The sequence below is a fragment of the Pseudomonas huaxiensis genome (assembly GCF_003231275.1).
GTDB lineage: Bacteria > Pseudomonadota > Gammaproteobacteria > Pseudomonadales > Pseudomonadaceae > Aquipseudomonas > Aquipseudomonas huaxiensis.
In genome coordinates, this window is record NZ_QKVL01000042.1 from 1 (window position 1) to 19527 (window position 19527).

The 19527-nt window shown below is 66.2% G+C and carries 8 protein-coding genes; all 8 read right to left on the bottom strand.

Annotated features, from left to right (window positions below):
* Nucleotides 1-94 precede the first annotated feature (94 nt).
* The 8 genes from DM374_RS27230 to DM374_RS27265 all read right to left on the bottom strand — a co-directional run bounded on the left by DM374_RS27230 (nt 95) and on the right by DM374_RS27265 (nt 19181).
* Nucleotides 95-2188, bottom strand: coding sequence for an HlyD family efflux transporter periplasmic adaptor subunit (locus DM374_RS27230; protein WP_110972675.1), 2094 nt, complete (start codon nt 2186-2188; stop codon nt 95-97).
* Nucleotides 2189-3535: an efflux RND transporter periplasmic adaptor subunit gene (locus DM374_RS27235; protein WP_177431612.1), complete on the bottom strand. Its 1347-nt coding sequence runs from the start codon at nt 3533-3535 to the stop codon at nt 2189-2191.
* Nucleotides 3522-4280: an efflux RND transporter periplasmic adaptor subunit gene (locus DM374_RS27240; protein WP_110972677.1), complete on the bottom strand. Its 759-nt coding sequence runs from the start codon at nt 4278-4280 to the stop codon at nt 3522-3524. The genes DM374_RS27235 and DM374_RS27240 overlap by 14 nt, the downstream gene beginning before the upstream one ends.
* The gene (locus DM374_RS27245; RefSeq protein ID WP_110972678.1) at nt 4261-5796 is read right to left on the bottom strand and encodes a TolC family protein; all 1536 of its coding nucleotides are present in this window, start codon (nt 5794-5796) and stop codon (nt 4261-4263) included. The genes DM374_RS27240 and DM374_RS27245 overlap by 20 nt, the downstream gene beginning before the upstream one ends.
* A 161-nt stretch (nt 5797-5957) precedes the next feature.
* Nucleotides 5958-17261: a VCBS domain-containing protein gene (locus tag DM374_RS27250; protein ID WP_110972679.1), complete on the bottom strand. Its 11304-nt coding sequence runs from the start codon at nt 17259-17261 to the stop codon at nt 5958-5960.
* Between the two features lie 307 nt (nt 17262-17568).
* Nucleotides 17569-17988 carry a hypothetical protein gene (locus DM374_RS27255; protein ID WP_110972680.1) on the bottom strand — a complete coding sequence of 140 codons (420 nt, stop codon included), beginning with the start codon at nt 17986-17988 and terminating at the stop codon, nt 17569-17571.
* A 160-nt stretch (nt 17989-18148) separates the two neighbouring features.
* The gene (locus DM374_RS27260; protein ID WP_110972681.1) at nt 18149-18568 is read right to left on the bottom strand and encodes a hypothetical protein; all 420 of its coding nucleotides are present in this window, start codon (nt 18566-18568) and stop codon (nt 18149-18151) included.
* Between the two features lie 304 nt (nt 18569-18872).
* Complete coding sequence (locus tag DM374_RS27265; protein ID WP_157969756.1) at nt 18873-19181, bottom strand: hypothetical protein; 309 nt, start codon at nt 19179-19181, stop codon at nt 18873-18875.
* Nucleotides 19182-19527 lie beyond the last annotated feature (346 nt).

The window sequence follows — 19527 nt, forward strand, 5'->3', positions numbered from 1 at the left end:
CAGTGAGGTTGCGACCAGCGCTTGCCATACGGCCGCTGCGCGCGGTCCTTCGCAGGCTGCGCCAGCTCCTACAGGGCGATGTCAGATAGGCTATTCAGAACCCACCCTCCCGCAACCCAACCCCCGCCACCCACCGCCCGAAGTCCCCCAGCAAACTTCGCCGCTCCCCCTCGATCTTCAACCGCCCCCGCGTTTCCCGCACTTGCTCCAGCGGTGCATCCAGCGCCACCAGCACCTGGAACAGCGCGCTGCTCGGCACCATCTGCTCCTGCGCGGTGACTTGCACCGGGCCGCCGAAGTGCGCTGACAACATGCGGTGCGCCAGTTGCCCGGCGCGGGTGCTGCCGATCGCCAGCACTCGCCCGCTAACCGGTGCGGTGTGGCCTTCGGGGTAGAAGCGCACCGGGTCGCCCACGGCGATGCGGTGCACCTGGTCTTGCGCGACGTAGGCGTCGATCTGCCAGTGCCGCGGGTCGATGAGGATGCCCAGCGGCTCCTGGCGGTTGACCCACTGGCCCGGCTTCCAGTCGGGGTTGAGGTCGAGCCAGGTGCCGGCGAACGGCGCCTGCAGGTTCAGCCGGGCAATTTCGGTGCGGGTGGCGCGGGTTTCTTCGATTTGCACATTGAGGCGCTGGCGGGTGGCGGCGTCTTCGGCGAGGCCCGAAGGGTCGGCCAGCAGGCCGGACAGCCGCGCTTCATAGCTGCGGGCATTGGCTTCGCTGCTACTCAGGCGCGAGGTGAGGTCGGGCTCGTCGAGGGTGGCCAGCACTTGCCCGGCCTCGACCGTGGCGCTGCCGTGCACCGATTGCAGCCGCGCCGGATAAGGCGCGTAGACCCGCCACTGGTGTTCGGCGCGAGCCACGCCAACGGCGTCGATCTGGCTGTGCCAGGGAATCGCCAGCCCGGCCAGCCCCAACAGCAGCAGGCCGTTGAACAGCACTTTGCGCAGGCGCGGGATGCGTGCGCGTTCGCGCCACCAGTGGCCCAGTTCGCGCATCACGGGCAGGGCGATGAACCACGACAGTTCGACCATGAACAAAATGATCCCCAGCAGTTTGAAGAAGAACAGGTACACCGCCACGGCGATGCCGAGAAACAGCACCAGGCGGTACAGCCAGGTGACGATGGCGAAAGCCACCAGCGCACGCCGCTGGCCGGTCGGGAATGGCTCCGGCCAGGGCTCGTCGAGGCCCAGCAGGTTGCGCCGCAGGGCGACCCGGGCCAGCGCCGAGGCGCGTTCGTGCAGGTTGGGAAAGTCCAGCAGGTCGCTGAGGATGAAGTAGCCGTCGAAGCGCATGAACGGGCTGGCGTTCAGCGCCAGCGACAACAGCCAACTGGTGGTGGCGAGGTAGAGCAGGGCGTTGCGCAGGGCGCCGGGATCACACAGCGCCCAGCCTAGGGTGGCCAGGCCCGCCAGCGACAGCTCGGTGATGATCCCCGCCGAGGCGATCGCCAGGCGCTGGCGCGAGCGTTGCAGTTTCCAGCTCTCGCCGGTGTCGGTGTAGAGCATCGGCCAGAGCACGACGAAGGCGATGCCCATGTGCCCGACCCGCAAACCGAGGCGGGTGGCGACCAGGGCGTGGCCGAGTTCGTGGAGGGTCTTGGCGACGATCAAGGCCAAGGCGAAGCTGAACAGGCCTTCGGTGGAAAACGACTCGACCACGGCATGGGTGAAGCTGTCCCACTGCTGCATCACCAGGATGATGCCGATCACGCTGAGGACGATCACCAGCAACCCGGTCAGTGGATGGAACACCCAGCTCAGGGCGTCGGCCAGGCGTTGCAGGCCGGCTTGCGGGCGCAGCAGCGGGATGCGGAAAAACAGGTAGTGATGCAGCCACCAGCGCCAGCTCGACCAGATGCGTTCCTGGCTTTTCGCTTGCAGCCGCGCCAGTTGCGCGGGGCCGGGGCGCAGCAGTTGGTGCTGGTCGAGGAACTGGCGGAAGTCGAGGACTTGTTCGACATCGGGCTTCAATGCGGTGTCGTCGGCGATCTTCTGGCTGATCTGCCGCGGCGTGCCGCCCCAGCGCAGCAGGCATTCGAATTCCAGCCAGCCGATGCGGTAGAAGCGGTTGAGCACGGTGTCCTGGATCACCCAGGCCGGCTCGCCGCTGCTGCCGTTGGCGGCTTCGCTCAGGCGCAGGTCTTCGCGCAGCGGCGGCAGGGGCTGGTCGGCGGGTTCGAGCATTTACCAGCCGCTCCAGGCACGCAACGTCGCTAGCGGACGGCGCAGCAGGTAGTAACCCAGCAGCACGTGGCCGCTGTAGAGCTTGGCCGTGCCGTGCAGGCCAAGGCGGGCGTGCTCGGGGTGTCCGTCGATGCTCGCCAGCAGGCGATAGGCAACCACGCCTTCGTCACTGGGGCGGGCCTGGTAGCTGGTTTCGAGGATCGTGCCCTTGAGCGGGCTCAGTGGGTAGGCGGTGAGGAACAGCGTCACCTCGGCGCCCGGCTCCAGGGCGATGGCGTCGGCCACCGCGAGCTGGATCTGCATGGCCGGTTGCGTCGGGTCGGCGACCTGCATGATGCGCTCGCCGGTCACCACCGGTTTGCCCAGCCAGTCGTTGGGGTCGCTGAACACCGCGACCCCGGCCCGTGGCGCCAGTACCTGGGTGCGGCGCAACTGCGCTTGCACGGCAGCGAGTTCGGCGCGGCGTTGCTGGGCACGGCCGTCGAGCAGGGTCAGTTCGCCCTTGCTTTGCGGGTTGTCGAAGGCGCGCTGGCTGGCGGCGAGCAGCTCGGCATCGGCTACTGCGACTTCTTTGCCGAGCACGTCGGCGCGGCTGCGCAAGGTAGTTTCGTCAAGGCTGAACAGCGGCGTGCCGGCTTCCACCGGCTGGTTGGGGCGGACCTGGATCTGCGCGATCACGCCGTCGATCGGCGAGCTGATGATCTGCGCCTGACGCGAGACGATCTGCGCCGGCGCCAGTGCGGTCTGTCGTACCGGAATCAGCAGCACGCCGACCAGCACCAGCAGGCCCAGCAGCAGGCGCTTGCGGTCCAGGCGCCAGCGACCCAGGCGCTTGCGCCGGGTCAGCGCGCTCCAGCAATAGGCCCACGTGCCGGCCAGGCCGCCGATCTGCTGGCGCAGCACTTGCGGGGGCGGCTCGTCGAGCAGCAGCAGGAGCACGCCGAGGCGGCGCTCTTCGCGGTCGTGCACGGGAATGCACCAGACGCCCGCCGGCCACCATTCGCTCCAGCCGTCGCCGATGTCTTCCGGGGGCTGGGTGGTTTCGGCGGTGAGCCACGCGGGCTCGTGGCCGGGCACCTGCTCGGCGATCCAGCGGCTGGCGCGGTTCAGCCACACCAGGTACGGCGAGTCTTCGGTGGGTCGGGCGAGGCCCGAGACGCTGAGCAGTTCCAGCGTCTTGTCATGGCAGGCGAACACCAGTGCCTGGTGAAACGGCAGGATCGGGTAGAGGTCGTTGGCCATGCTGAACGCCAGGGCGTTCAGTGAATCAGCGGCCTGGGCCTTGTCGCGCAGGGAGTCGAGTTGCAGCAGCAGGTGCGGGTGGGGCAACGGCTCATTCATTGTCATGGTTGAACCGCGCGGTGCCGCTCATGCCGGCCATCAGGTCGGGGTATTTCTCGTCCAGCCGCGCTTCCAGCTCCACGGTCTGGGCCACAGCGTCGACCCGGGCGTTGATCACGCTGACCTTGGCCGGGTAGGTCTTGCCGGTTTCATGGATGGTGACTTGCAGGGGCAGCCCAGGCTTGAGGTTTTTCAACTGGCTGGAGGGCACGTTGAGACGCACTTTCAAAGCGCCGTCGCTGACCAGGTCGAACAGCGGCGTGCCGGCGCTGACGGTCTGGTAGGGTTTGACGTAGACCTTGGCGACATGCCCGGAAAACGGCGCCAGCACCTGGCAATAGCCGCTCTGCGCATCGCCCATGGCGCGGGCACCGTCGGCCTTGAGCACTTCGGTGTTGGCCATGGACACTTCGATATCGCCGACGGCGTCGAGTTTGCGCAGTTGTTTTTTCGCTTCCAGGTTTTGCTTCGCCATCGCAAGTTCTGCGGCGGCGACTTTGCTGCGGGCCTGGGCTTCGTTGCAGTTGAAGCGGGCGAGCACGGCGGACTTGCCGACGTGCTCGCCAAAACCGGCGCTGAGTTCGCCGAGGGTGCCGTTCATCTGGCTGGAGAGGGTGGTTTCCAATTCCGCCGCCAGCAGCACGCGGACGGTGGGCGCGGCAGCAGCGGGTATTTCGTCGGCCTGGACGCCGAGGCTGGCCAGGGCCAGCAACACGGCGAGACTGCGAGGATCAGCGACCGGCTTGGGCATTCGGGATTCCTTGTTGGCTAATGAGCAGGCGCTGGCGCTCCTGGTCATTGAGGGTGTTCTGGATTTCCCGGGCGAGGGTCTTGATGTCGTGTTTGTCGATTTCGCTAGGTAGCACGTCCAGGCCCACCGAGTTGTACAGCCGGCCCCAGGCTGCCTGGGCGCTGGAGAACGCGGCTTCGCGCTGGTAGCGGGCGAGCAGGTAGCGGCCTTCGGCGCGGATCACTTCCAGCTCCGAACCGAGGGCGCCGGTTTTCGCTGCGGTGGCGTAATCCAGCAGGCTGCGGTCGACCCGCAGGCTGTCGTCGGTGAAGGCCACTTCCTGGCGCGCCAACTGGTAGCGCAGCGCGCCGACCCGCACCTGGGTGAGGATCGCCATCGACAGGGCGACGCGGCGGGCGTCGTCGGTTTCGCTCTGGGACTTGGCGGCGTTGTTGATCGACGGCAGTTGCAGCAGGCGCAACAGGTTCATCGAGACTTGCAGGCCGGTGCCCATCCAGTCGCTGTTGTAGAGGTATTTGTTGGAGTCGTACTTGTAGCCGAAATCGACGCTGACGTTCGGCCACAATTGCGCCTTGGCGATGTCCAGGTCTTTCTGGTTGACCCGCTTGCGGTACCACTCTTCCATGATTTCCGGGCGGTTCTGCAGCGACAGTTGCTCAAGCTGCGCCATGCTCTGGTGCAGTTCCGGCAACGGTGCTTCGGCGGTGTCGGCCAGGACCATTTTCGAGCCCGGTGGCAGCGACATCAGTGCGGCCAGTTCGGCGTTGGCAAACTCCAGGTCCTGGCGGCGCACGGTCAGCAGGTAGATGGAATCGAGCAGGGCGCGCTGGTAGGCGAGGATCTCCTGACGCGGCAGCAGGCCCTTGTTTTCCGCTTCCCGGGCCGAGGTCAGGGCGCGGTGGGTGCGCATCAGCAGCTTGTCGACTTCCGGCATCAAGCGCTGGGCGCCGAGGGCGCGCCAGTAGGCGTTGCGCACGTCTTGCAGGACGTTCTGCGCGACCTTGCGGCGGCGTTCTTCGGCCATCAGGATCTGGTCGGACTTCTGCTGGGTGCGGTAATAGGCGACGCCGAAATCCAGCAGGCTCCAGCTCAGGCCCAAGCCGTAGAGTTCGCGGTAGCGTTCTTCTGAGGTGGACGGCCGCAGGCTGACCTGGCGGTCCTCGATGCCGATGGAGGTGCCGCCGGAATCGTTGTTACGTCCGGCGTAACCGGCGGAGGCCACCAGGCGCGGCAGCATCTCGTGGCTGGAGACGTCGCGCAGGTCGGAGGCCAGCGCGCTTTCCATCAGTTTGAGGCGGTAGTCGAGGTTGTACTTCAGTGCGCGGGCGGCCGCTTCGTAGAAGGTGATCGGTGCCGTGACCGGCTCCTGTTCGCCATACATGCGGGTCTGGTCGGCGAGGATGCGCTGGCGGTTTTCTTCTTCACTGGGCGGCTTGGTTTCCAGCGAGGAGCAGGCGCTGAGCAGCAGCGCCGACGCGAGGGCGGTGACGTAAAACCGGGCTGCGGGTTTTGGCATGTTCAATCCTTTGCGATCACCAAAGACGGGTTTTTTGAGCGGGTTGGGGCAGGGACGGCCCTTCGCGAGCAAGCTCGCTCCTACAGGATCGGCGGCGATAAACCTGCAGGAGCGAGCTTGCTCGCGAAGGGCTTGAAGCCGCCCCAAAAAATACAGATTCATCAGCGCCCCCCCTTGTGCTTGCGCTCGGCAGCATTACGCAATTGCGCACTGAAGCCGCGAGCAGGGCGGGGCTGTTCAGGTTCGACGTGGGACGGGTTGTGGGTCATTTCCGTGATGTCGCTGGCAAACAGCGACGGGTCGCTCAGCAACCCGTCGGCGCTGAGTCCGGTGCGGCCTTCGCGGCCCATGATCCAGGCCATGTCCTGGTCGCTGGCGGTGCGGCTGTCGCGGACCGACTGGGACACGAACTGGCCGGGTGTCAGGCCCAATCCTGCGCCCAGCGATTCGCTCTGCATCGCCATCACGCTGGACAGGCGCATGCGGTTGCCGTCGGTGCCCCACTCGGCCACCTTCTGCAGTTCTTCGTCGCGCTCCACCACCGGGGTGATGAAGATCGCCGGGGTGCGGTCGAATAGCGCCGGGTTCGGCGTGCGCGGGAGCTCCTGGTACGGGAAGTTATCCACACCCGGCGCCGGGATGAACGGCGTGGCGATATCAAGGGTGATCACCAGCTCGGCCTGGTCGGTGGCGCCGGCGAGGTCCTGCACGGTGTAGGTGAACACGTCGCGCAGTACCTGGCCGAGACCGGCGGCGGCGAGCACTTCCGGGTTGTTCTGGTCGATGCTGTAGGTGTAGCTGCCGTCGGCATTGAGGATCAGGGTGCCGTAGCGGCCCTGGATCGGCTGGCCGACCACGCCGGCATTGCCGGTACCCGCCTCGGCGCCGGTACGGATTTCCGAGACGTGCAGGCCATCGCCGCCATCGACATCGCTGTCGTTGGGCAGCACGTTGCCGCTGGTTTGCGGCGCTGGCGTCTGGTCGCTGGCGACGTTGCTGTCATCGCGGGCCACCGGGGCGTCGTTGGCACCCTGGATGATGATGGTCAGGCGGGCGTCGGCGGTGGCGCCGGCGGTGTCGCGCATGCGGTAGTTGAAGGTCTCGCGCAGGGTTTCACCCGCCGTGCGCAGCGCCTGGACCAGCGGGTTGGCATTGTCGAGGGTGTAGGTGTAGCTGCCGTCGGCATTGAGCAGCAGTTGCCCGTAACGACCGATCAGCATCTGGCCGGCCGCCGCTGACTGGCCGCTATCGTTGCTGACGCTGACCACCTGTTTGCTTTCGCCGTTGGCGACGCTGTCCACATCGGTGTCGTTGTCCAGCACGTTGCCAGTGGCATTGCTGCCCGGCGTGCCGTTGGCCACGCCACCGGCTTCGACGGCGGTGCCGCTGTCGTCGCGGGCGACCGGGGTGTCGTTGCGGCCATCGATGGTGATGTGCAGTTCGGCCTGGCTGGTGTCGTTCCAGCGGTCGGCGAGGGTGTAGCTGAACACTTCGCTGAGGGTCTGGCCGCTGACGCGCAGGGCCTGCACTTCGGCGAGGCTGTTGTCGACGGTGTAGGTCCAGCTGCCGTCGGCGTTGATCACCAGTTCGCCATAGCGTCCGCGCAGCACATTGCCGAGACTGCCGGTGGTGCCGCTTTCGTTCAGTGCGCCGGTACGGATTTCGGTGACGTGCAGCGGATCGAACTCGGGGTCGGTGTCGTTGGCCAGCACGTTGCCGCTAGGGTTGAGCCCCGGCGTGCCGTTGTTGCTGCCGCCGGCCTCGATGGCGGTGGCGCTGTCATTGACGCCGGTTGGCGCGTCGTTGACGCCGCGCACGAAGATATGGATCTGCGCCAGATCGGTGAGCCCGCCGCGGTCGGTGACCTCATAGGTGAAGTACTCGTTGAGCAGTTCCACCGGGCCGAGGCTGCGCACCAGCGGGTTGCTCGAGTCGACGATGTAGGTGTAGCTGCCGTCGGCGCCGATGATCAGTTGCCCGTAGAGGCCGTTGACCAGGGTGCCGTTGGTGTTGGTGGTGCCGCTGTTGACCTTGTCGAGCGTACCGCCGGCGGCTTCGGTGCCGAAGCGGATGCCGGTGATCTGCAGTGCATCGCCCTGGTCCACGTCCGTGTCGTTTTCCAGCGCATTGCGGGTCGGGTTGACGCCGTTGTTGCCGCCGTTGTCGGCCACGGCGACGGTGGTGTCATCGCGGGCGACCGGGGCGTCCCAGGCGCCGTCGATGCGGATGCTCAGTTGCGCCACATCGGTGGCGCCAGCGGTGTCGCGCATGCGGTAGGTGAAGGTTTCCACCAGGCTGTCGCCGACTTTCAGCGCCTGCACCGTGGCCAGGTCGTTGTTGAGCACGTAGCTGTAGCCGCCGTTGGCGTTGATGGTCAGGGTGCCGTACAGGCCGGCGATGCTCTGCCCGCCGCCGAGGGTGGTGAAGGTGCCGCCCGCAGCTTCGCTGCCGGTGCGGATGTCGGTGACGGTCTTGCTGTCGCTGGCATCCACGTCGCGGTCGTTGGTCAGCACGTTGCCGGTGGGGTTGACGCCGGGCGTGCCGTTGCCGGTGCCGCCGGCTTCGACGGCGACGGCGCTGTCGTCCACGGCCAGCGGGTTGTCGTTGGCGCCACGGATGACCACGGTCAGGGTCGCCGAACTGCTGGCGCCGGCCAGGTCGCGGATCTGGTAGGTGAAGACTTCCCGCAGGATTTCACCGCTGGTGCGCAGGGATTGCACCAGCGGGTTGTCGTTGTCGACCACGTAGCTGTAGGTGCCGTTGGCATCCAGGGTCAGGGTGCCGTAGAGGCCCTTGAATGGTGTGCCGACGGTTCCGATCTGGCCGCTTTGGCGCACGCCGGTGACTTGCAGTACGTCATTGCCATCGACGTCGAGATCGTTGGCCAGCACGTTGCCGCTCGGGTTGGTGCCGGCGGTGCCGTTGTTCAGGCCGCCCGCTTCGACGGCGATGGCGGTGTCGTTCTGCGCCACCGGCGTGTCGTTGCGGCCCTGGATGTTGATGGTCAGGGTGGCGCGGTCTTCGGCGCCGGCGGCGTCGATCACCGTGTAGCTGAAGTCGTCGACCAGGCTGTCGCCGTCGCGCAGGGCCTGGACCGCGGCCATGGCGTTGTCGAGGCGGTAGCTGTAGCTGCCGTCGGCATTGAGGGTGAGCCAGCCGTAATTGCCGCGCAGTTCCTGGCCGAGAATACCGTCGGTGCCGCTGCCGGTTTCCGCGCCGGTGCGCACCGAGGACACGGCGCGGGTCTCGCCGTAGTCGTGGTTGGGCAGGTCGCCCGGCACTTCGCCGCCGTCGACATCGGTGTCGTTGTCCAGCACGTTGCCGCGCGGATCGACGCCGGGCTGGTTGTTGTTCAGGCCGCCGGCCTCGATGGCGGTGGCGCTGTCGTCGTTGGCCACCGGGGCATCGTTGCGCCCGCTGATGAGTACGATGATTTCCCCGGCATCGAACTGCGCCGGCGAGCCGTTGTCGGCCTGGGTGTAGGTGAAACGCTCCAGCAGCAGGTCGCTGGCCACGCGCAGGGCCTGCACATCCGGGTGATCGTTGTTGAGCACGTAGGTGTAGGTGCCGTCGGGGTGGATGGTCAGGCTGCCGTAGCTGCCGAACACCTGGGTCCCGCCCGGCGCCACGCCGATGGCCATGCCCGGCTCGTTGATCCCGCCGGACTTGATCAGCACCACGCTGATGGGGTCGCCCTCGGGGTCGTGGGTCACGGCGGTGACGTCGCCGCTGGGGTTCAGGCCTGGCGTCTGGTTGTTCACGCCGCCGGCCTCGACGGCGACGACGATGGTGTTCTGGGCCACGGGTGGGTCATTGACGCCGTAGACGGTAATCACCAGTTGCGCGGTATCGGTCAGGCCGGTGGTGTCCACCACGCGGTAGGTGAAGTACTCGGTGACGGTCTGCCCCGCCGCCAGCGACTGCACGATCGCGTTGGTGCTGTCGACGTCGTAGGTGTAGGAGCCGTCGGCCCCGAGGACCAGCCGGCCATACAGACCGTTGACTACCACGCCACCGACCAGGCTGCTGCCCGGAGGCACGGTGATCAGTACGTCGGTCTGCGGGTTGTAGGTGGCTTCGCTTTTGTTGATGACACCATTGACCTGCAGCCGGGTATTGGGCCGGTCGTTCTGGTCGACGTCGCTGTCCACACCGTTGCCGCCCGGCTGGCCAGGCGTGCCGGGACGACTGGGGAACCAGATCACGTTGCCGGCCGGGTTGCTTTCGGCAGCGTTGCCATTTGAGCTGGCTGCCTGCGCCCGGGCGGCATCGTCACTGGCCACCGGGTTGTCGTTGGCGCCCTGGATGACGATGCGCAATTGCGCCACATCGTCCAGGCCGCCGGCGTCGGTGACGCGGTAGCTGAACACTTCGCTCACCTGCTGGCCGGCGCTGAGCCGTTCCACCACGGTGTTGTCGTTGTCGACCACGTAGCGGTAGCTGCCATCGGGGTTGATGGTGAGGGTGCCGTACTGGCCGGCGATCACCGTGGCGCCGCTGACCTGAGTGAAGCCGCCGGGGTTGAGTTCGGGGGCTGGGCGGATGCCGGTAACGGTCTTGGTCTCGCCATTGGCCACGCTGTCGACGTCGGTGTCGTTGGTCAGCACGTTGCCTGTGGCGTCGCTGCCCGGCGTGCCGTTGAGTACGCCACCGGCTTCGACGGCGGTGCCTTCGTCATCCACCGCCACCGGGGTGTCGTTGGCGCCGCGGATGGTCACGGTGAGGGTGGCGCTGTCAGTGGCACCGGCGATGTCGCTGACCACGTAGTCGAAGCGCTCGACGAGGGTTTGTCCGTTCAGGCGCAGGGCTTCTACCGCCGGATTGCTGTTGTCCACGCGGTACTGATAGGAACCGTTGCTGCCGACGATCAGGTTGCCGTACTGGCCGGTGATCACCACGATCCCGACATCCGGCAGGCTGGTGGCGTTGCCGTTGGCCGGGCCGACCGAGACCACGTGCAGGCGGTCGGCGTTGGTGGCGATATCGACGTCGGTGTCGTTGCTCAGCAGGTTGCCGCGCGGGTCGATGCCTAGGATGTTGTTGCGGGTGCCGCCGGCTTCCTGTGCGGTGATGACGTCGTCCACGGCAATCGGCGCGTCGTTCACCGGGGCGAGGATGATCTGCAAACTGTCGGTGTCGGTCAGGGCATCGGCGGCGGTGCCGGGGATGCCGTCGCCGTTGGCGTCGCCGTAGTTGCCGAGGTCATTGCTGACCACGGTGAGGGTGTCGGTGCCGTTGAAGTTGGCGTTGCCCAGGTAGCGCAGGCTGGCGAGTGCGGCGTTGAGGTCGGCCAGATTGCCGGTGAGGGTCAGGCTGGCGCTGTTGGCGCCTGTCACGCTGACGCCCGGCAGGCTGTTGGTCAGCGACAGGGTGCCGTGGAGCACGGTGAGGGTGACGCTGATGGCGCGCCCGGCGACGTCCGGGTCGCGGTTGGCGTCGATGTCGGCGACGCTGATGCCGCCGATTGCCAGCGGTACGTCCTCGAAGCCGTTCTGGGTGCCCGGCAGGCTGTTGACCGGCGCGTCGTTCTGCTCGACGTAGCCGGCGTTGGCGCTCTGCGCATCGGCGTCACCCAGGCTGATGATGATCTGCCCGAGGGCGCCGCCGTCACTGTCGATGCGTACCCGCAAATCGCCCAGCGGTTGTGGATAACTGACCAGGCCGGCGGGCGCGTCGATGCGGTACACGCCCAGCGGCAGCACGCCGAAGTGGTAGCGGCCGTTGGCGTCGGTGACGGTGCTGAATTGCAGGTTGTCAGCGGTGGTACCGAGGTTGCCGTCGAGGCCGGCCCAGGTCAGGGTCACGGTCTGTCCGGCCAGGCCCGGGCCATCGGGAGTGGTGCTGGCGGTGGCCGAGGCGGTGTCGTCCCACAGGGTGCCGCTGATGATGCCGAGGCCCGCGTTGTCGCGCAGGATGTAGCGGTTGGGGCCGACGCCGCTGCCGGTGCGTTCGCCGTCGATGCTGCCGTCGCTGCCCACCGCCGAGCCGCCCCAGCCGGTGAAGGTTTCCGGCAGGCTGGTCCAGGTCAGGGTGGCGTCGCTGCTGGCGGTGACTGCGGCGTTGGTCAGGGTCACCTGGTAGCGCACGCTGACCTGGTCGCCGACGTTGAGTTGGGCGAAGTCGACGCTGATGCCGCCGCTGGTGCTGAAGCTCACACCGGCCGGCAGGTTGCCGGGACCGTAGGCGACGCCGTTGATGCTGATGCTGAACACGCGGTAGTCGGTGCCGCCGCCGAAGCTGTCGCGCAGTTGCGCATCGTAGGCCGGCAGGCCGCCATTCTGGGTGAAGTTCAGTTGCACGGTGGCGGTGCCGGTGGTGCCGCCGGGGTTGGGGTCGAAGCCGACGATCTGTTTGTCGAGGCCGTTGAAGGACGGCTCGACGATGCGCTCGAACAGGGTGTCGCTGCCGGCCCGGGCGATGCCGTTGACGTGCTCGCTGGCCTGCACGCCGAGCACGGCGCCGGCGCTGTTGCTGGCCTGGTTGTTGACCCGCACGTTGAATTCCAGCACCACGCTTTCGAGGTCGTCGTCGAAGCCGTTGCCGTTGACCACGTTGCCGAGGTTGAAGGTCACCAGCTGGCTGCCGTCGCTGTTGGTCACCACGCTGACCCGCGTCGGGTCGAACACGCCTTGCGGCGCCAGGCCGGTCAGGCCCGGAGTAATTGGCAGGGTTTCGCTGCTGTGTTCGTTGCCGTCGATGTTCAGGCTGCCGCCGACGATCAGGTTGGCGTCGCTGATCAGCCCGCCGTTCGAGACGAAGGCGATGCGCAGGGCATTGCTCAGGGCGTCGGGGCTGATGAATTGCAGGCCGTTGGCCAGGGTGACCTGCACCGAGTAATTGGGGTTGTTGCCTTCGGGCACCACCACCACTACGCGGTAGCGGATCACCTCGCCGATGGTCACCGCCTCCTGGGCGGCGGTGGTGGGCGAGGGCGCGGGGGTATCGGTGAGGCCGCCAACGCGGGAGATCTGGATCGCCTGGGCCACCGGGATCACCAGTGCCGAGAGGTTGCGGTAATCGTTGAGCACGCCGCTGTTGAGCAACCCGTCAACGCCATTGCGCTCGCCACTGTTGCCGCCGTCGAGGCTGGTCCACTGCACCGTGGCGATGTTGCTGAACGATGCCTGGGACGCGGCGGTGGCATTGACCACGCCGGTCAGGTTGAGAACGATGCTGCCGCCCTTGGCGATGTCGATATTGGCGCCGCTGGCGGTGCGCAACTGGCCGCCGACAATCTCGAAATCCACCCCGCCATTGTTGGTGGCGCCGTTCTGGTAGAGCACGCCGGTGAGGGTGACGTTATTCAACTGGCTCGGCAGGTTGTCCAGCAGGCTGATGTCGAAGGCATCGAAATCGTTGCCGCTGTTGCCATTGCGCAGGGTGATGGTGAAGGTCACCACGTCGCCCTGGTCGTAGCCGCCCTGGCCGGCGGTGGAGGTCAGCACCTGGCTGATCTGCAGCGTCGGTTCGCGCAGGGTCACGGTGGGCTGGCCGCCGCTCAGGGCGACGGTGCGGTCTTGCGCGGCGCTGCCGTTGGGCGTGTCGCCGTCGGGGTCGCTGTAGAACAGTTGCGCGCTGTTTTGCAGCGACTTGTTGGCCTGGTTGCCGATCACGTTGCTGGCGACCAACTGCACGCGAATGACGAAGCTGTTGTTGTCGGTGCGGTTGTCGGCAGCCGCGCCGGCGGCGCTGAAGGTCCAGCGCGCATCCGCGCCATCGTCGCCGAGGGCGCCGCCCTGGCCGGCGAAGGTGCCGACGGTGACGCTGCCGGCGAAGTCCGCGGCGAGGCTGCCGCTGCCTGCGCGGGTGGTGATCAGTTGGTAACCCTGGCCGCCGTTGAAACTGGTGTCCAGGCGCAGGCCGGGCGGAATCAGGTCTTCGATGCGCAGGGTCTGGGTGGTGCCTTCGGGCAGGGTGATGAGGATGTCATAGCGCATGCTCTCGCCCACCACCAGGTCGCTGCCGGTGGTGTGGCTGGCGCTGGAGTCGCCATTGTCGAGGCTGCCGTCGGCGAAATTCTTGCTGATGACCGGCGCGGCGATCTGCTGGCTGGCGAGGTCGGTGAGGTCTACCGGGGTGAAGTCGCTGCCGCCGTTGACGCTGGCGTAGTTGCTCAGGGTCGCGGTGCTTTGCAGGCTGCGCCCGGCATCGATGCTGTCGCTGACCACGACGTCGTAGCTGATCACCACCAGGTTGGCGCCACTGCTGTCGGCGGCGGTGCCGTTGCGTCCGGCCAGCAGGGTGGCCTGGCCACCGGCGTCGAGGAAGGTGATCTGCTGGCCGTTGACGCTGTAGTCGACCCCGGCCACCAGCGCGGTGCCGTCGCCCCGGTAAATTTGCAGGTTGGCCGCGGCCAGGCTGCCGCCGACGAAACTCAGGCCCGCAGGCAGGGTGATGCCGGTGGTGACGTCGTAGGCGCCGCCGCCACCGCTGTTTTCGATAGCGGTGGCCAGGCGCAGGCGGTCGCCGCCGTCGATGCCGCTGACGTTGCCGTCTACCGCTGCAAGGTCGGTGACGCTGCCGTTGAACGGCCTGCCGCTGGTGCCCGGTGGGTTCCAGCTTCCGGTGGTGTTGCTGACCGTGCCGTTGGACGACGACACCACGCCGTGCTTGATCGACAGCACCGGCTCGGCGATGGAAACGATCACCGCCACGTCCGAGGAAATCAGCGTGCGGTCGGTGAGGGTGGTCTGCTGGCTCGACTGCGCGAGCACGTCCAGCGAGCGCTGGTCGGCGAACGGCTGGTCGCCCACTTGCAGGGTGAAGCGCACGACGATGCGGCTGCCGTTGGTGTCGGCGGTGACATGGCTGCCGAAGTCGAAGGTGACCGAGTTGCCGATGCCGCTGGTGACACTCACCAGGCTGCCGCCGTTGGTGTTGCCGGGGCCGATCTGCCATTGCCCGGCGTTGTCGCCGACGCTCCAGTTGACCGCGGAAACGTTGAACAGCGGCAGCGGCAGGTAGGCGGTGAGCTTGAACTGCTCGTAGTCGCCGGTGACCAGATCGTAGCTGAGTTCGAAGGTGACTTCATCGCCGGGGCGCAGTTCGCCGTTGGCGGGCGGCGTGCCGTTATTCACTTCCACCAGTTCGATATCGACGGTGTTGGTCGGGATCACGCTGGTGCTGGTGGAGTCGTCGGTCTGGCTCTGGCCGGTGAGGTTGAAGATGTCGTGCAGCAGGGTGCCTTCGACCACGGCGCTGTTGCCCAACTCGTCGCCTTCGTTGATCTCGTTGTGCGGTGCGCCAGCCGGTGGCGTATAGGCCTGGCCGACCACGGCGGAATAGCTGAGCACGGCCAGCACCGCGCCTTCGCGGCGGTCGTCGAAGGCCAGGTCGCCATTGAGCCAGCCGCGCAGGTTGGAAAACGCATTGCGCAGCGACTGGGCAATATCGAAGGCCATCGCGGTGCTGCCGTCGGCGTTGGTCACCACGCTGGTGACCAGGGCAATGGTCTGCGGTACGCCGGCCAGGGTCACGGTGATGGTCGGGGTGCCGCTGAGCGTCTGGCCGTCGCTGAGCAGGTCGCGGACGATCAGTTGCCCTTCGTTGAAGAAGTCGCGGCCAAAGGCGAAGTAGTCGGAAATCGCCAGGGTCAGGTTGTAGCGCAGGGTATCGCCGGGGGTGATGCCGGTCTGGCCGATATCGGTCTGCAGGTTCACCTCTTTGAGCAGGGTGATGGACTTGGCGATGAAATCGGTGGGCCGTCCGGTGCCGGTGAAATCGATGTTGTCACCGGGAGTGGCGACGTCACGCGGGTCCAGCGGCACCCATTCGCCGGCGGCGGTGGGCGCGCCCAGGGTGATGGTGCGCGGCGCGCCGGTGACCGGATCGAGCACGGGCTTGCCGGTGGCGTCGACGTCCGGCACATAGAAATTGACCACGGTGTCGGTGGCTGCGGCGAGGCTGTCGTACTCGACGCTGAAGCTGCTGATGAAAATATCGTCGGCGGCGATCAATGAGGCAATGGCGGTCGGGTCGGTGACCACGGTGCCGTCGTTGAGGGTGATGGACGTCAGCCGCCCGCCGGCGCCGGGGGTGATGGCGGTGACCTGGACGTTGTCCGGCAGCGGCTGGGTGACCACCACATGGGTGAGGGTCTGGCCCGGTGCCGGGGTCACGGTGACGGTCAGGGTGCGGCCGTAGTTGGGGCCGGTGGCCGTCTCGCCCTCGGGGGTGGTGAGGGTCTGGTCGAGGGTGATTACCGTCGGGTGCACGACGAACGCCGACGAGCCGCTGCCGATCAGGCTCGGGTCGTTGGTCGGGTTGTCCAGCGCGTCGTTGCCGAACTGGAAGCCGCCGCTGGCGCGGATGGTCAGGTCGGGGTTGCCGTTGGAGAAGTTGGTGTCGGCCAGGTTGCTCAAGCTGGCGGTGACCTGCACCGGGATCACCGGCTGGTTGGTCGAGACGCTGGCGAACGGCAGTTCGACCACCACCAGTTGGTCACCGGCGCGCAGGCCGAAGGTGCTGGCGTTGATCAGCAGGGCGTTGCCGCTGGCGTCCTTGGCCAGCGGGTGGGTGGCATTGCCGGCGGCGTCGAAGGTGACCACGTGGGTCACCAGCGTCTGGCCCAGATAGCTGGCTGAAATGAATTTGACGCCGTCGTCGCCATCCTTGCCGGTGCTCGGCATGAACAGGTTGATGAACGGCGCGTAGCCTTCCTGGCCGGAGCTGTTGGTGAAGTTCACGGTGAAGGTGAAGGTATCGCCGAGCAGCACGTCGCTGCCGCCGCTGGGCAGGCTGACGGTGGGCGCGGCATCGGCCAGCAGGCCGTCGAAACTGGCCAGGGCGGTGGCGCTCAGGGCGATGTCCTTGTCGATCACGCCGACCCGGGTTTCCAGGGTCCAGTCGCCACCTGCGGCGGCGCTGCCGGTGTCGTTGCTGGAGGCGGCGACGTCCGCGCCGGTCCAGCGCGCCAGTTCGCTAACCAGGGTCTTGCCCGCCTCGCCGGCACCGACGCTGCAGCCGTAGAGCTGGATATCGGCGCCGGCGCTGAGGTGGTCGCTCCACTGCTGCAGGGTCTGGCCGAGCGGGTCGATGTTGTCGGCGCTGACCGTGCGGTTGCCGAGGGTGAACTGCCCGGCGGCGCCGTGGGACAGCACCTGCACCGAGTCGACCTGGCCCAGTTGCGCCAGGGCCGCGGAAATCGCCGCCAGCCCGTCCTCGTTGCTGTTGACCACCAGCGCACTGACGTTGTCGGGCAACTGGGCCAGCAGTTGTTCCTTGTTCTCGATCCGGCTGTCCAGCACCAGCAGGCTGCGCGCCGCTGACGGCGTGGCTTCGCTGGCGGGACGGGCTTCGGTCTGGGTGGCGTGCGGGCTGGTGTCGTCGGGGCGGGCCGGGTCGCTGTGCTGCGAATCGGAGGCCGCAACTGCGGCTGCGCCATCGAAGAGAATCCGCGGTTCGAGCGCCAGGGCCTGGCGTTGCGGACGAAAATGCAGCGACGTGGAGCGAGAGGAACCTGGCATAGGACAAGTCTCAAAAAAGCGTGGTAATACATTCCGTTGTAAACACAGCCCACTCTGGACCAGATGAGACTAGGAGTATTTCCGCAAATTTCCAATGACTTGGCGCACGATTCTGGTGCGCGTGAGAACGGGTGCTCAATTTGGCTGCGAGGCCCGTGGCGTGGCGGTTTTGGACGAACGAGTGAGTTCAGGATTTAGGGTGGGGCGGGGGAGATTTTTTGTCTCGTTATGAGAGGGGGTTGGTGGAAGGCGCTTGTTAAAAGAGCGAGTAAGGCCACCCTTCGCTCGCCGACAGGTGGCCTTCCTGCTACTTCGAGTGGTCCGTGTCTTGTCCGCCAAAGATATTGGAACGGCTGATGGAACTGGTGCCGTCGCTGTTGGTGGTGTCTTGCCCGCGGAAGGTGTTTTCGCGGCTGGTTGAACGGCGTCCGTCGCTGTAATCGGTGTCTTGCCCGCCAAAGATGTTGGAGCGGCTGATGGAGCTGGTGCCGTCGCTGTTGGTGGTGTCCTGCCCGCCGGAGGCGTTTGCGCGGCTGGTTGAACGGCGTCCGTCGCTGTAATCGGTGTCGTGCCCGCCAAAGATGTTGGAGCGGCTTATGGAACTGGTGCCATCGCTGTATACACAGTCCTGTCCGCCAGAGGTGTTCGCCCGACAGGTGTCGGCGAACGCCTGGGACAAAGGCGAGGCGAGCAGGACTGCACTCAACAGCACAACCTTGAGTTTCATCGGTGTTTCCTTACGAGGGGCTCTGGATCAATGGGAGGTTTTCAGGACCGTGAGAGCCATGGGCGAGGGCTCTGTTTCTCGCTTCATGACCACGTTGCGCCAAGTGTATCGAGTGAATGACGGCCTGCCGGGAGCAATGCGGCAGGCCGTGGGCAGACCGCTACTTGGAGTGGTCCGTGTCTTGTCCGCCAAAGATATTGGAACGGCTGGTCGAGCTGCTGCCGTCGCTGTTGGTGGTGTCTTGCCCGCCGAAAATGTTCTCGCGGCTGGTTGAATGGCGCCCGTCGCTGTAATCGGTGTCTTGCCCACCAGAGATATTCGACCGGCTGGTGGAGCTGGTGCCGTCGCTGTTGCTGGTGTCCTGCCCCCCGAAGATGTTTTCGCGGCTGGTTGAACGGCGCCCATCGCTGTATTCGGTGTCTTGCCCGCCAAAGATGTTGGAGCGGCTGGTGGAGCTGGTGCCATCGCTGTACTGACAGTCCTGTCCGCCGAAGATGTTCTCCCGACAGGTGTCGGCGAACGCCTGGGACAAAGGCGAGGCGAGCAGGACCGCACTCAACAGCACAACCTTGAGTTTCATCGGTGTTTCCTTACGAGGGGGCTCGTGATTTACGGGAGGTTTTCGGGCTCGCGCAGGTCATTGGCGAGGGCGCTGCCGGAGCGGAAGTGGCAGCTTGCTATTACAGACTGGGATGTCGGAAACAAGTTTCTGCGGGCGGGAGGTTTTTTTGCTGGGGAGATGCGCTAGGCGATGGTCTTGTGATGCCAATGCCGGCCTCATCGCCGGCAAGTCCGGCTCCCACAGGTATTGAGTCCGGCCTTGAGAGTGCGGCTGGCCCGAACCTTGTGGGAGCTGGCTTGCCAGCGATTTGGCCGACGGCGATTTATCGGCCGGCATCCCCTCGGCCAACCACCTGCTGCACTGACTCCAGCACCGCCTGCGCCGCTTCCAGCATGAATTGGGTGTTCCAGATCAATGGCTCGGCCCGGCAGTCGGCTTCTTCACTGGCGTGGTAATTGGACTCGGTCGCCGAGCGCAGCAACCTCGACAACTGTTGCAGGCCGTTTTCAACATCGGAAGGGGGGCAGGCGACGATCTGCGGGATCTTCATATCCACAGAGGCATCGGCAGGCGGCGGCTGGGTGGTTTGATGGAGGACAAGAATAGGTGGATCTGGAACGATCTTTTTCATTGGATATATCTCGCAGTGGCGCTACCACGAGTTGCTGTCAAACAAACAGGTGGCAGCTATACGCGGGTTGACAGACCGGAGCGAGACAACCCGGCGCGCACGAATGCGCCCCGCGTACAGCCGCCATAACACGGTGCTCAGACGTAATACGCCTTGCAGGTGAAATTGCCACTGAAGGATGTTCGCTGTCGGTCTGTCAAAACCGGTCGTTGGGAGTCAACGACGGGGCAAGACTAGGCAGTGATCCCCCAGCACGCAATGGCAGATAAGGCGCGGGAGTATGCTTGGGAAATCACCTACGAGAAAGTCGGAAATTGCGCTCTTAACGCTGCGTCATGCATCACTG